Annotated in this window: 15 protein-coding genes; all 15 read right to left on the bottom strand. The window is 63.6% G+C overall.

The features are described 5' to 3' along the window. Window positions 1-47: 47 nt before the first annotated feature. The 15 genes from PO768_RS01380 to PO768_RS01310 all read right to left on the bottom strand — a co-directional run bounded on the left by PO768_RS01380 (window position 48) and on the right by PO768_RS01310 (window position 13,309). Complete coding sequence (locus tag PO768_RS01380; protein ID WP_272644562.1) at window positions 48-344, bottom strand: STAS domain-containing protein; 297 nt, start codon at window positions 342-344, stop codon at window positions 48-50. Between the two features lie 16 nt (window positions 345-360). Beyond that, the gene (locus tag PO768_RS01375; RefSeq protein WP_272644561.1) at window positions 361-1,011 is read right to left on the bottom strand and encodes an MlaC/ttg2D family ABC transporter substrate-binding protein; all 651 of its coding nucleotides are present in this window, start codon (window positions 1,009-1,011) and stop codon (window positions 361-363) included. 28 nt (window positions 1,012-1,039) lie between these two features. Beyond that, window positions 1,040-1,807, bottom strand: coding sequence for an MlaA family lipoprotein (locus PO768_RS01370; RefSeq protein ID WP_272644560.1), 768 nt, complete (start codon window positions 1,805-1,807; stop codon window positions 1,040-1,042). After that, on the bottom strand, window positions 1,804-2,283 hold the full coding sequence (mlaD, locus tag PO768_RS01365; RefSeq protein ID WP_272644559.1) for an outer membrane lipid asymmetry maintenance protein MlaD: 480 nt from the start codon (window positions 2,281-2,283) through the stop codon (window positions 1,804-1,806). The genes PO768_RS01370 and mlaD overlap by 4 nt, the downstream gene beginning before the upstream one ends. 16 nt (window positions 2,284-2,299) lie before the next feature. After that, a complete protein-coding gene (mlaE, locus tag PO768_RS01360) occupies window positions 2,300-3,073 on the bottom strand; it encodes a lipid asymmetry maintenance ABC transporter permease subunit MlaE (protein WP_272644558.1) in 774 nt (257 codons plus the stop codon). Then, a complete protein-coding gene (locus PO768_RS01355; protein WP_272644557.1) occupies window positions 3,070-3,879 on the bottom strand; it encodes an ABC transporter ATP-binding protein in 810 nt (269 codons plus the stop codon). The genes mlaE and PO768_RS01355 overlap by 4 nt, the downstream gene beginning before the upstream one ends. A 124-nt stretch (window positions 3,880-4,003) precedes the next feature. Further along, window positions 4,004-4,645, bottom strand: coding sequence for an energy transducer TonB (locus PO768_RS01350; RefSeq protein ID WP_272644556.1), 642 nt, complete (start codon window positions 4,643-4,645; stop codon window positions 4,004-4,006). Next, window positions 4,626-8,183 (bottom strand): pilus assembly protein, encoded by a 3,558-nt coding sequence (locus PO768_RS01345; RefSeq protein ID WP_272644555.1) that lies wholly within the window; start codon window positions 8,181-8,183, stop codon window positions 4,626-4,628. The genes PO768_RS01350 and PO768_RS01345 overlap by 20 nt, the downstream gene beginning before the upstream one ends. A gap of 31 nt (window positions 8,184-8,214) precedes the next feature. Beyond that, window positions 8,215-8,871 (bottom strand): pilus assembly PilX family protein, encoded by a 657-nt coding sequence (locus PO768_RS01340; RefSeq protein WP_272644554.1) that lies wholly within the window; start codon window positions 8,869-8,871, stop codon window positions 8,215-8,217. Further along, a complete protein-coding gene (locus tag PO768_RS01335; RefSeq protein ID WP_272644553.1) occupies window positions 8,871-10,037 on the bottom strand; it encodes a PilW family protein in 1,167 nt (388 codons plus the stop codon). The genes PO768_RS01340 and PO768_RS01335 overlap by 1 nt, the downstream gene beginning before the upstream one ends. Then, window positions 10,034-10,402, bottom strand: coding sequence for a type IV pilus modification PilV family protein (locus PO768_RS01330; protein WP_272644552.1), 369 nt, complete (start codon window positions 10,400-10,402; stop codon window positions 10,034-10,036). Before PO768_RS01330 ends, PO768_RS01335 begins: the two co-directional genes overlap by 4 nt. A gap of 73 nt (window positions 10,403-10,475) precedes the next feature. After that, window positions 10,476-11,087: a GspH/FimT family pseudopilin gene (locus PO768_RS01325; protein ID WP_272644551.1), complete on the bottom strand. Its 612-nt coding sequence runs from the start codon at window positions 11,085-11,087 to the stop codon at window positions 10,476-10,478. Beyond that, window positions 11,087-11,572, bottom strand: a complete 486-nt coding sequence (locus PO768_RS01320) for a type IV pilin protein (protein ID WP_272644550.1) — start codon at window positions 11,570-11,572, stop codon at window positions 11,087-11,089. The genes PO768_RS01325 and PO768_RS01320 overlap by 1 nt, the downstream gene beginning before the upstream one ends. Before the next feature lie 38 nt (window positions 11,573-11,610). Then, on the bottom strand, window positions 11,611-11,835 hold the full coding sequence (locus tag PO768_RS01315; RefSeq protein ID WP_272644549.1) for a hypothetical protein: 225 nt from the start codon (window positions 11,833-11,835) through the stop codon (window positions 11,611-11,613). Window positions 11,836-11,842: 7 nt separating this feature from the next. Beyond that, entirely contained in the window at window positions 11,843-13,309 is a 1,467-nt protein-coding gene (locus tag PO768_RS01310; RefSeq protein WP_272644548.1) for a glutamate synthase subunit beta, read from the bottom strand. Between the last annotated feature and the right edge of the window lie 56 nt (window positions 13,310-13,365).

Below are 13,365 nucleotides of genomic sequence, written 5' to 3'. Positions count from 1 at the left end.
TCGGTGAGGGCCGGTCTCAAATGCGGCGAATTTCAACAGCCTGCTAGTCAGGACGCCACCGGCCAGAGCAGCTCGGTCACGCCGTAGACCCGAGCCAGCTCCTGCAGCTTGTCGGGTGCATTATGGATCTGCAGGCTCAAGCCCTGCTGGGTACAGAGCCGCGCCGCGCCGAGCAGCAGGGTCAGCGCGGCGGAGTCGAAATGGCGCAGCTCGCCGGCATTGAGCTGCACAGCCTTGCCCGCCGCATTGCCCACCTGGGCCGCCTCGGCCTGTAGGCCGGACTGCAGATGCGCCCAGAGCTGGGGCGCCTCATCAAGCCGCACCGACTCGGGCAGCTTCAGCATCGAGGCCGGCATCGACTCAGGACTTGGCGGCCGGAGCGGCCGCCGCCTTCTGGTTGCGCTCGGCCAGGGTCTTGATCAGGCCGTCGATGCCGTTGGCGCCAATCTCCTGCGCAAAGCTGTTGCGATACTGATCGGCCAGCCAGATGCCCAGCACATTGACGTCGTAAATGCGCCAGACATTGCCGGCCTTCTCGAGCCGGTAGTCCAGCTGAATCGGGTCGCCGCGGCCACGCACCTCGGTGCGCACCACCACCTCGGTGTCGTCCGGGCTGGCGCGCAGCGGGCGCAACGCGATGGTCTGGTCCTTGACCTGGGTCAGCGCACCGGCATAGGTGCGCACCAGCAGGATCTTGAACTCGTCCTGCAGGCGCTTTTGCTGCTCGGGCGTGGCCTGGCGCCAGAAGCGGCCGACGGCCAAGGCCGTCATGCGCTGGAAGTTGATGTGCGGCATCACCTTGGCGTCGACCAGGGCGATGATCTTCTGCACATCACCGGCCTGTATCGCCTTGTCGGCCTTGACGGCCTCGATGGTCTCCAGCGAGAGCTGGCGGATCAGCGTGTCGGCGGCACTGGCGTCGGCCGCTCGCGCCGCCAGCGGCAGCGCGCTCACGGCGGCAAAGCCCAGGGCCAGCAGGGTGCGCATCAGGCCACGTTTGTTTGCATTCATCGATGGGGGTCCTTCTTGATTCAGGGATTCAACGCCCGGCCTGAGGGTCGCTCGGCGGCTCCGGGCTGATGACCTCGTACTCGTCGCCGCCATCTTCCTCGAAGCTGCCGCGCCGGGTCAGGTAGGCGTCGCGGATAAAGGTGTACTTGTCCAGTGCGATACCGTCCAGCATCTCACCGGCGCGCAGGAAATTCGAGCGCGCATTGACGGCTTGCAGAACGGTGATGCCGAACTGCGCATTGCCGGAGTCGAGCAGCAGCGCCGGGCTGGCGCGCCGGTCGAAAGGAAGCGCAAACGAGTCGCGCACCGACGAAGGACCCAACAAGGGCCAGACGATATAGGCGCCGGTGCCGGTGCCCCAGCGGCCGAAGGTCTTGCCCAGGTCCTCGCTGTGGCGCTCCAGCCCGACTTCGGTGCCGATGTCCAGCACGCCACCAAAGCCCAGCGTGGTGTTGACCGCAAAACGCATGGTCTGCAGCACGCCTGTCTTCAGGCGCCCTTGCAAGAACAGGTTCACCGCCGACCAGGCATCGGCGACATTCCCGAAGAAATTGTCCACGCCCAGTCTGGCCGGCGCCGGCACGACTTCGCTGTAGGCGGTGGCCACGGGCTTGAGGACGTTCTCGTCGATCTTCTCGTTGAAGCCGAAGACCTTGCGGTTCCAGTTCTCCCAGGGATCGAGCTTCTGGCCGGGCGAGCCCGGCCCCTTGAGGCTAGCGCAGCCGCCCAGGCTCAAGGCCATCACACCCAGCAGAGCCAGCCGACGCCAGGACGGGCCGGCATGGGATTTGTTCATTGCTTCTCTCCAGCAGCACTGCCCATATCGGCCGCCTTGTTATTGATGAACTGGCCGATCAGGTTCTCAAGCACAACGGCCGACTGCGTCTGCGAGATGCGGTCGCCGGCAACCAGGTTTTTCTCCTCCGCACCCGGCTCCAGGCCGATGTACTGCTCGCCCAGCAGACCCGAGGTCAGGATCTTGGCCGAACTGTCCTTTGGAAAAGCCACATTCTTGTGCAGATTCAGAATAACGCGGGCCTGAAAGGTCTTGTCATCGAACTCGATGGATTCGACCCGGCCGATCACGACACCGGCGCTCTTGACGGCCGCGCGGGGCTTGAGACCACCGATATTGTCAAAGCGGGCCGTCACCTGGTAGGTCTCATCAAAGTTCAGGCTCAGCAGATTGCCAGCCTTCAGCGCCAGGAACAGCAGGGCCGCGGCCCCCAGCAGCACGAAAAAACCCACCCACGCATCGCGACGAGATTGCATGCCCATCTCTCCAGAATCAAATCGAAAACATCAAGGCCGTCAGCACAAAGTCCAGTGCCAAGACCGCCAGCGACGAGACCACCACGGTACGGGTGGTGGCCTGGGAAACGCCCTCGGGCGTCGGCTTGCAGGTATAGCCCTGCAGCAGCGCGACAAAGCTGACCGTCACGCCGAACACCAGGCTCTTGACCACGCCGTTGCCGACATCGGCCCAGACATCGACCCCGCCCTGCATCTGCGACCAGAAGGCGCCGGCATCGATGCCGATCAGCGGCACCGCCACCAGCCAGCCGCCGATGATGCCCACCGCCGAGAACACCGCCGCCAACAATGGCATCGCGATCACGCCGCCCCAGAAGCGCGGCGCCAGCACCCGCTTGACCGGGTCCACGGCCATCATCTCCATCGCCGTCAATTGCTCGCCGGCCTTCATCAGGCCGATCTCGGCCGTCAGTGAGGTGCCGGCACGGCCGGCGAACAGCAGCGCCGTCACCACCGGGCCCAGCTCGCGCACCAGGCTCAGCGCCACCAGCAGGCCCACCGCCTCGGCTGAGCCATAACGCTGCAAGGTGTAGTAGCCCTGCAAGGCCAGCACGAAGCCGACGAACAGGCCCGACACGCCGATGATGGACAGCGAGCGGTTGCCCAGGAAGAACACCTGCTCGCGCACCAGCGAAAAGCGCAGCAAGGCCTGCGGGCTGCGCGCCAGCAACAGGAAGAACAGGCGGGCGCTGGCGCCGATATCGGCCAGCGACAAGCGCACCGCACGCCCGACAGGGGCAAAAATCATCGCCGACCTCCGACACCAAAATCTTCGCCCACCGGCACCGCCGGCTGGTGGAAATGCACCGGGCCATCGGGCTGGGCGCCGACAAACTGCTGCACCAGCGGATCCTCGCTGCGCCGCAGTTCCTCCGGCGTGCCCTGGGCCACGACACGGCCGTTGGCAATCATCGCCACCTGGTCCGCAATCGCAAAAGTCTCATGCAGATCATGCGACACGATGATGCTGGTCAGTCCCAGTGCGTCGTTGAGGTCGCGGATCAGCCGCGCCGCGACGCCCAGCGAGATCGGATCCAGCCCGGCGAAGGGCTCGTCATAGAGCACCAGATCGGGGTCCAGCGCGATCGCCCGCGCCAATGCCACCCGCCGGGCCATCCCACCTGACACCTCGGAGGGCATCAGATCGCGCGAGCCGCGCAGCCCCACCGCATTGAGCTTCATCAGCACCAGATCGCGGATCATCGCTTCGGGCAGCCGGGTGTGCTCGCGCAGCGGAAAGGCGACGTTCTCGAACACCGACAGATCGGTAAACAGCGCGCCGAACTGGAATAGCATGCCCATGCGCCGGCGCACCGCATACAGCTGGTCCTGATCCAAGCCCGCCAGATCCTGGCCGTCAAACAGCACCTGGCCCGAGATCGGCTTGATCTGCCGACCCAGCAAGCGCAGCACCGTCGTCTTGCCCCCGCCCGAAGTGCCGATCAGCGCCAGCACCTTGCCACGCGGCACCCGCAGATTGACGCGCTCCAGGATGATCCGGTCGCCGTAGCCGCAGCTGACGTCGCGCAACTCAACGAGCGGAGTGCTGATCAATGATTCCGAGGTGTGGCTTGGGGGCATACGCCTATCGAGTAAGGGCTGCGCCCCAGCATCCATAAAGCCGACATGATAGGGGAAACACTGACGGCACGTCGCCAGGCGCCCGACGGCCCCGGTTTCAAGGCTTCAAGCCCCGAGACGGGCCCGGCTCCGGCATCGGTTGCTCGAAGCTCACCTCGATATGAACCCGGGATTTGACCGGCACGCCATCGCGCTGCCCGGGCAGAAAGCTAACGCCCGAGAAAGCCTGGCGGGCGGCGTCCTGAAAGACCGGCGGCGCATCGCTGTCTTCGATATCGATGCGCCTGACCAGCCCCTGCTCGTCAATATAGAGCACCAGCAGCAGTGTATAGAGGCTTTGATCGCCCCGAAAGTCGGGCCAGGCCAGCAGCACGGGCTGTTGCGCCTGCGGCGGAGCGCTGAGTTCGGGACGAGGCACATAGGCCGCCCAACCAAGGTCTGCGTCCGGCTCGCCAGACTGCACAACCGCCTCGGGAACCGGCTCGGGGGGGGGCACCAGATCTATCTGCGCAGGCTCTGCGTCAGACACTGCCACCTGATTCGCCGCGATCACTGCGGGCGGCCTCGTCGGCAAGGCCACGAGACGCATCGTCATTGAACGCGAGCCGGTCACCTGGGGGGTCGGCTCGCCCCGCCAACTCAGTTGCAACACCCAGAGATGCGCAAGGATCGAGAGCGCCGCGACGATCAGGTACGACCACGCCCTCGACAAACCCCTATCACCGGTCCACGAGTTCACGCCAGGATGTCCGACGACCTCCGCTGAAAGCGGCGGTCGGGGTTGGCAGGATCTGGCTGCTCGGGTCCTTGAGGGACTTGTTGATGATCACGCCGTTGCGCCCGTCCTCAAGCACAAAGGCGCTGAGGCCTACCACCATCGAGTCCTCGACCTTGGTCGCGACGTTGTTGCCCGTGTTCGAGCCATTGGCAATGTCGAAGTAGTAGATCCAGGCATACCCTCCGGCGGAGCAGGACGCCACCGAGGTCGGCACATTGGAAACCGCCGTCAGGGTGTTGAATTGCAAGAGCATGTCGACATTGACCCGCTCTCCCGTATCGGGCAGGTCGACGTACCAGCCGCTCTTCTTGGTCCAGTCCACCGGATTGCCGCTGGCCGTGCGGGTGCTCCCCGAGGTGGTCAAGGTCTGCCCCACCAGCGCGCCGTTGTTGCGCACATCGCCCAGCGGGACGGCGCTCAAGTCATCCCTGATGCCGTAGACCGTCTGGGTTCCGAGCTTTGCCTGCCCGATATCGCCTTGCGCCAGCAAACGACCGGTTCCGATATAGACAACGGCGGTCTTGAAACCCTTGTAGTTGACCAAGGCCAGTTGCGGCTGTGTCGTGATCGGCTGCACCTTGCCGCCCAGGGTCAGCTGCGCCAGTTGGAAGGCCGTGCCCGCCTCCGGGTCGAAACGCCAGACCCGGCCTTGCATATCGCCGGCGTAGAAACGCACGGCCGTGTTGTCGTCCATAGCCTCCACCCAGGCATTGGCCGGGCCCATGCCTTCCGGCAGCGTGGGATCGAATGCAGCGGTTGCGATGGTCTTGCGGAACTCGCCCGGCCCCTTGATCACGTCGAACATGAACAGATAACCGTAACCGTCGCTGTTGTTGAGCCCCGAGGTCACCGCCACCACCCAGGTGTTCTTGTGCTTGGTCACCAGCGGCGTCGCGACGCTCAAGCCCAGCTTGCCGGGCTCGGTGAACTCCCACAGCGAAACCGGCTTCTCCGGGTTTGTCACATCGAGCGCAAAGTAACCCGCCCCACCAGCCCCGAGGCCCGCCACCAGCACCGTGCGCCAGGCGCCATCGCTGCCCTGCACATCGGCCACCACCGGCGCACCGTCGACATAGAACTGGTGCTGCTCGCCATAGTCGGCATCGGCGAGCTTGTAGAGATTGCCCATCACCTGCCCTGGAATATAGGCCCACAGCTCCTCGCCGGTCGCCGCGTCGAAGGCGTGCAACATGCCGTCATTGGCCCCGACGTACACCACAGGCTTGCGGCCACTCACCTCGGGCTTGCTTTGGTAAGCGGCATAGCCGTCGTCCTTGTACTTCATCGGCGGCTTGCCGACAAAGGCCGGGGACGAGCCCACCATATCGCCCAGCTTGCTGGTGCGGCTGCGGAACACATTGGGCTGTTCGACCCCGCGCAGATAGTTCACCAGTGTCTTGCCGTTGTTGGCGATGTCCTTCTTGCCGGTGTCCAGCTTCGCGCACTGCGTGAGCACCGGAGCGCTGCTGCAGCGACCGTCGAACATTGCCTTTTGTGCGGCCGAGAGCCGGTCATAGTCAAACTCTTCGAGCGCGCCGCCTGACGCGCGGAACAGGATTCTCCGTGTCTCCCTCTTGTCGAGTTGCTTGGCCGCACTCCAGTCGGCATTGTCGTTCTTGGGGTCCTTCGGATCCTGAACAATATTGGGCACACCGGTCGTGGGGTCGATCTTGTAGGCCCGCACATCGCCGGTCCAAACGCCGGATGTGTAGCGCGCAATGAAGACTTGGTTGTCGCCCTTGCTCGGGCGCAAGGTGCTGGTGGCGGCAGCGGCGCCGGAGGCGGGGATCTCATTCATCTTATCCAGCGCCGAAGTGAGCCCGTCGGTGACGCCCTTGGGGTCTGCGGCATTGAAGAAGACGCCGCGGCCGTTGACGGCGGCATGCCACAGGTCGTCCACACGCGCGGCATCATTATCGGGCGAGGGCCACTTCTTGTGCCCGTCCTTGAGTTGCGCAAAGTCACCGGTGCGCTGGGTCTCGTAGTTCTTGTCGTAGGTCAGCGTGCCATTCTGCCCCAGGCTCAGCGTGAAGGTATTCATGCGCTGGATCGGGTGCTGGGGCTTTCCGGTCGCCGGGTCAAGCGCCGTGTCCTGACAGACGCCGACATCGGTGATGGAACCGCTGCAGTTACTCCATTTGTCGCTGCGCAGATCGGTGTTGTAGAAATACATGGCCACATCGGCCAAGGAATTGGCATAAGGGCTGTGATCTTTCATGGGCGTCGCAGCTTCGCCGTCCTGGTCACCGACCTTCACCGGCTTCCCGTTTGCAGACTCCAACCCGAAGGGGCCGTAGTTGTCGGATTCGTTGTCGGAGTTCCAGGCGCCGTCGGATGACAGGAGGGCGTAGTTCTTCTGGCAGGAATACTGAACCGGGTCCTCCGTGCCCTGACCCGGTGCCTTGCGAGCGTAGTAGCGGCCGGCATTGGACAGGGCGCCTCGCAGCGGCGTGTAGCCGCTGGTGGGCGCTGCCATCAGCGAGGCGTAGAACTTTTCCTTCTGGTCGGCGTCGAAATCACGGATGTGCAGAAACTTCTTGTTCGTGGACTCGGTGGCCTCCTTGTTGCTGATAGTCGAGAAACCGATGCGGAATTTCTGATTAATGTCCTTGAAGGCCTGGGACACCACGGTCTTCATCATCAGCATGCGGTTGCTGTAATAGGCCCGCCAGTTGGCGTAGTTCTTCAGGTTCGCGTAGGTGAGATCGACGCTGACCGCAGTGAACACCGTTTTCCCGGGGGTATTACCGATATTGCTGTTGCACTCTTTGTAGAAAGTGCTGTCTTTACTCACAGCACCAAATTCCCCGTAGGTATAGGACAGCGCAGGCTGGCTGCCGCTATAGGTGTAGTACACGTTGGACGCGGGCAGTGCCCTGACCACGCGAACACCGACCAGGCTGCCGCTGGCCATGGACCGGCTAGCGCTGATCTTGACCTTCAGCGTAGGTTTGGCCCAGGAGACCACGACGCCGGTCATCCATTGGGTGGGGCTGGTGTCGCTGTAGATGGTGACCTCGTCGCCAGTGTCGTAACTGCTGCCGCCAGCACTGGGCACCTGCAGCGTGATGATGTCCCCGGCCGCCGCAATGGCCAGCGGCGACGGCGTGGCAGCGCGATGCGTGCCGCTGAGGGCCGTCGCGGCCGGAAAGGCTTTGTCCAACGAAGCGTCGCCAATCGACACGCCAAGATGGTTCAAGGGCGGCGCGTACGTTGTAGCCGGGTTGTAGGCCAGGCCATTGCACTGGGCCGATGGCCCGCCATACTTGGTGTTGCCGAAACTCGCGACCTCGGGCAGATACTCGGCCGCCATACTGCCCGAGTCATCGAGGATGAACATCAGATTGGGCTTGACGGGGGTGCCCGAGGCGGTGATCAGGGGGGCGCTGGCCACCTCGGTGGGGACCGCATGGACAAGTCCCAACATGCTGGCGGCCGAGCCGGCGAGCAGCAGGTACTTGGAGGCGGAGGCGAATGATTTGAGCGTTCGGGATTGCATGGCAACTCCAGACAATAAAGGCTTGGCCACTTTAGAAGTGCACCAAGGTTTCGGTGAAGCTGACGGTGCCCTTGGGGCCCACGGTGCGCGTGATGATGCGGTAGTAGGGGCTGTAGCTGGCGACGCCCAGTTGCTCGGGGCTGCCATAGTCCAGCGCGCCGCGGCCCATGGCCTGCGTGCTGGTTTGCGTGACCGGCGTCGCGCACTCGGTCGCCGAGGGTGCGGTCGCGTCTCGGCACAGCCGCGTGATGATGTAGCTCACCTGGTCACCACCCACATTGATGGCCGTCGATGGCTTGGTGGTGCAGGTGGCTGCCCCGACTTCCTTGCCGTTGATCTTGCAGTTATCACCGTTCCAATCCACCATGGCCAGCACATTGGCCGTGCCTGCCGTGCGCCCGGTCACATCCAGTGAGGCCATCTGAGTGGCGTAGTAACCGTGCTTGGGCTGGTTCGAATTCAGTTCGCCGCTGCCCAGATTGGCTTGCAGATAGGCCATGGCCGCCTCGGTCGCACTCGCGCCGGCCGTCACGCCGCTCTGCTTGAAAGCAAGATTGCCCAAGGCCAGCACGCCGGAATCCACTGATCGGATCAGGGCCACAGCACCCACCGTCAGCGCGATCAGAGCCACCATCGCAAAGATCAAGGCCATGCCGCGCTGGGCGCCCGTCTTCTTCAGCTGTTTCATCAGGAACCTCCCGCTTTCCAGCGCTGGTTGCGCAAGGGAATGACGGTGTCAAAAATCTGGTAGCGGTAGTGCTCCCAGTCGTCCTGCGTGTCGACCTTGAGTTCGACACACTTGCTCGTCCCGCAGGCCACCGCCCCGCTGACACTCGCCGAGGCGCCCACATCCCATTGCGGTGCCTTGGTCGTGACCTTGTCTTTCTCGTACTGCGCGCTGCGAGCCACCACGACCAAGCGCACGGTGAGCACGCTCAGCCAGCCGGCATTGGTGGTCGGAGTGGTGTAGTCATAGGTATCGACCGTCAGATTGCCGTCGGTGTCGCGCCCGTACATGGCTTTGAGCAGCACGATATTGCTCTGCACCGCGTTCTCGATGCGGCTCATGGAGCGGGTGTTGAGTTCGCTGCGCATCAAGCGCTGATTGGCATCCACGGTAAACGAAACATCCGAGACGCGGCCGAGATTGACCAGGAACGCACCGTTGTTGGCCACCTGGGCCGGATGACGCGGAGCATTCCATTTCGGCGAATCGTCGGCGCGAAGCACCAGACGCCCCATGGTCGCATGGTCCTGCACGCCGGTCACCTGAAAGAGCCCGCAAGGGGTGGCCGCATCGATGACGGCCACCATCAGATCGCCCTGAACAATGCTCAGCAGGGACGAAACCTGGTATTGATAGGCCCGCGTCGGTCCGAGGTCGTTCGGATCATAAGTCGAGAGGACTCGAGTGGGGACGGTATAGCCGATGTCATGACGCGTCGCGGCATTGCCGTCGATGAACTTGGAACTGGCCAGCACCCGCAGCGTATCGCTGCGACCATCGGCGCCCTGGGTGATCATCACCGGGGCCAGTCTTGGCGGCAATGCCGTGACCGCCGCGTTGTTGTACATCGCCTGCAGCGTGCAACCCACCGCAGGCGCCTCACTGGCGAAACCATAGCCGGCCATGGCCACTTCGCGCTGCACCGAGTAAAGCGCAAGCGTGCCGTTCACCTGCGCGTCGGACCCTTGTGTTGTGCCGCGGCGTTGCCCTTCGACGGAGCTCAGCACGGTGGCGATCACCAGCGTACAAAGCAGGCCGATTGCCATACCGACAATCACCTCGATCAGCGAGAAACCTCGGAGAGGCTTTCCGATGGAAGCCATGCGCGAGTTCGTCATGCTGTTCATAGCTGCACCATTGCGGAGGTCTGATAACGATGCTTGCCCTCCCCGGGCTGCGTCCATTCGATGGTGATGCTGACCGCACCGCTCGGCGCGTCAACCACCACCACCGACGTCGCGGCGGGTAGCCGTTGGTCAAGCTTGCCGGCCCAGTCTTTGCACGGCGCGTGCGTATCGCAACTTGCGCTGGCGTACTTCCCCAGATTGCCGGCCGCGTCGCTCCACATGACGCCAATCAGTTCGTTACTGAGGTTGGCGGCATCGGCCCTGAACTTCGCCCCGGTCTGCGCCTTGGTCATCGACGCCTGCAGGCCGATCAGACCCATCACGCCGAAGGCAAAAATAAGAATCCCAACCAGCGCTTCAATCATGGCGACCCCTCGTGAGGCCCTCGCCATGCATCGTCTGCTTGCAACTTTTGAACTGTTCATTTCTGTTGCCTCCTCAGCACCGGCGTGGATCGTCACCGGATGCGGCCGGGTCGCACAAGCGAACCGAACCACCCGCCTGAATCACCACACGTAGCGCGCGTGCGCCCGAGGTGCTGTGCGAGACATCGATGCGCACAATTTGCGAGCCTCCGGCCACCGCCTGACCGAGGCTGTTGAAGGTCACGCTGGAAACGGCAGCACCTGCCTCATCGACCGCTTTCAACTCCACGCCACTGGAACCATCAGCCGCCGACCACTTGTCCACCAGTTGCGGATCAACGGTCTCAGACACCGCCGCGCCGCATTTGCCTGCCGGGCTGCTGCCGCTGACAACCCAGGAAGGACCGGTGCCGGACAGGGAGCACCCGTCCGACAGTGCTTTTGATGTGTCGGAGACCAGCCAGAAACTCATCGGCGCATTACGTCGCAGCGCTTCCAGCCGGGCTTTTTCAATGCCTGCGCGCACCGACTCGCCCGCATTACGAACCGACAGGTTACGAATCCAGGCCCCCGCTTCGGGCACCAGCACGGCCATAGACAAGCCAATCAAGGTCAGCACGACGACCAGCTCGATCAGGGTCAAGCCGCGCTGGCTTGACGCCTTGGAAGTGCGCAGGGCGTCCATCAGCACTCATCCCCTTTGAGCAACCAGCAGGCCTTGCTGCTGCTCTCGCCCTTGAACGAGGTGGTTACCTTCGCATTGTCCTGATTCAGGGTGTAGGCATGGCCTTTTGCCGCGCCTTTTGCGCCCGTCGCCGTGAGTTTGTAGGCCTGGGTTCCGCTGAGCTCGCAAGCAAAGGTGAAATACCCACTACCACTCGGCTTGAAGGAATTCCAAGCCGGTGCGTCGGCTCCATCGGCGCAGGCCGCTGTTCCGTAGCGGCGATTGTCCTGATAGTACTGTTCCATCTTGACCCGGTAGTCCGCCAGGGATGCGAACGCGTCCGGCAACTGCCCGCGGCGTACATAGTCTTGATAGGCGGGTATCGCTACCGAAGCCAGGATCCCGATGATGGCCACGACCACCATGACCTCGACCAGGGTGAACCCGCGCCGGAATCGGGCAACCAGCAGAGTTCGACGCGGTGACATGCAAAGGTCCTTGTTCATAGTGCTGCGAGGCTCCGATAAAGGATTGGAAGACGGCCCTATACCGCTTGCTTGTTCGCATTGTCAGCAGCCAGGTCGAAGCATGATGTGAAATAGCGCACAACTTGCCAGCCCTTCTCGATGGACGGACAGCGACCGCTGACAAGTGGTGCGCAGTCGTAAGAAACTGCTACCGGGGCGGTATCGAATCCCGATGTTGCAGACAACTGAAAGCAGGCAAGCCAAGAAAAAAGCCACCCGAAGGTGGCTTCTGACTGGCTCATGGCTGGCTCAGCGCGGCAACTCGCTCTCCCCCATCAGAAACTCATCCACCGCCCGAGCCGCCTGGCGGCCTTCGCGGATGGCCCAGACGACCAGGCTCTGGCCGCGGCGCATATCGCCGGCAGCAAAGACCTTGGGCACATTGGTCTGGTAGCCGCCGGTGAAATCGACCGTGGCCTTGGCGTTGCCGCGGTTGTCCTTGGCCACGCCGAAGGCGTCCAGCACGGTCGCGACCGGGGCGACGAAACCCATCGCCAGGAAGACCAGATCGGCCTTCAGCACCTGCTCGGAGCCGGCCACCTCAACCATCTTGCCGCCCTGCCACTCAACGCGCACGGTCTTCACGCCGGTGACTTTGCCTTTCTCGCCCAGGAACTCCTTGGTGGCGATCGCAAACTCGCGCTCGCAGCCTTCTTCGTGGCTGGACGAGGTGCGCAGCTTGATCGGCCAGTAAGGCCAGGTCAGCGGGCGGTCCTCGACCTCGGGAGGCTGGGGCATCAGCTCGAACTGGGTGACGCTTTTGGCACCGTGGCGGTTGCTCGTGCCCACGCAATCGCTGCCGGTGTCGCCGCCGCCGATCACGATCACATGCTTGCCGTCGGCGCGGATCTGGCCCTTGAGCTTGTCGCCGGCATTGACCTTGTTCTGCTGCGGCAGGAATTCCATCGCGTAATGGATGCCCGCCAGCTCGCGGCCCGGCACCGGCAGATCGCGCGAGGTCTCGGCGCCGCCGGCCAGCAGCACCGCGTCGAACTGGCTCTTCAGCTCGTCCGGGCTGATGCTTTCCTTGGCCCAGTTGGTGATCTTGCTGTCGGCCGGCAGCTCGGCCACCAGCACACCGGTGCGGAACACCACGCCCTCGGCCTCCATCTGCTTGACACGGCGGTCGATATGCGACTTTTCCATCTTGAAGTCCGGGATGCCGTAGCGCAGCAGACCGCCGACGCGGTCGTTCTTCTCGAACACAGTCACCGCATGGCCGGCGCGTGCCAGCTGCTGGGCCGCCGCCAGGCCGGCCGGGCCGGAGCCGACCACGGCCACGGTCTTGCCGGTCCGGGTCTTGGGCGGCTGGGGCTTGACCCAGTCCTCTTCCCAGGCGCGGTCGATGATGGCGTGCTCGATGGACTTGATGCCCACCGCATCGTCATTGACGTTCAGCGTGCAGGCCGCCTCGCAGGGCGCGGGGCAGATGCGGCCGGTGAACTCCGGGAAGTTGTTGGTCGAGTGCAGCACGGTGATGGCGTTTTTCCAATCGCCGCGATACACCAGATCATTGAAGTCCGGAATGATGTTGTTGACCGGGCAGCCGCTGTTGCAGAAGGGCGTGCCGCAGTCCATGCAGCGCGCGCTCTGGATCTTGGCCTGGTCGGCATTCAGGCCGATGACGAATTCCTTGTAGCCCTTGACGCGCGTGGCGACGGGCTCATAGCCCTCTTCCAGACGCTCATACTCCATGAAGCCGGTGACTTTTCCCATGATTCTTCCAGTCAGTTGGGGACAGAGCTACTCGCGATGCTCGGGCGGTCTGTCCC

The organism is Paucibacter sp. XJ19-41, from assembly GCF_028462495.1.
Lineage (GTDB): Bacteria > Pseudomonadota > Gammaproteobacteria > Burkholderiales > Burkholderiaceae_C > Roseateles_E.
Note: the sequence above shows the minus strand (reverse complement) of the source record. Positions and strands in the feature narration are given on the sequence as shown.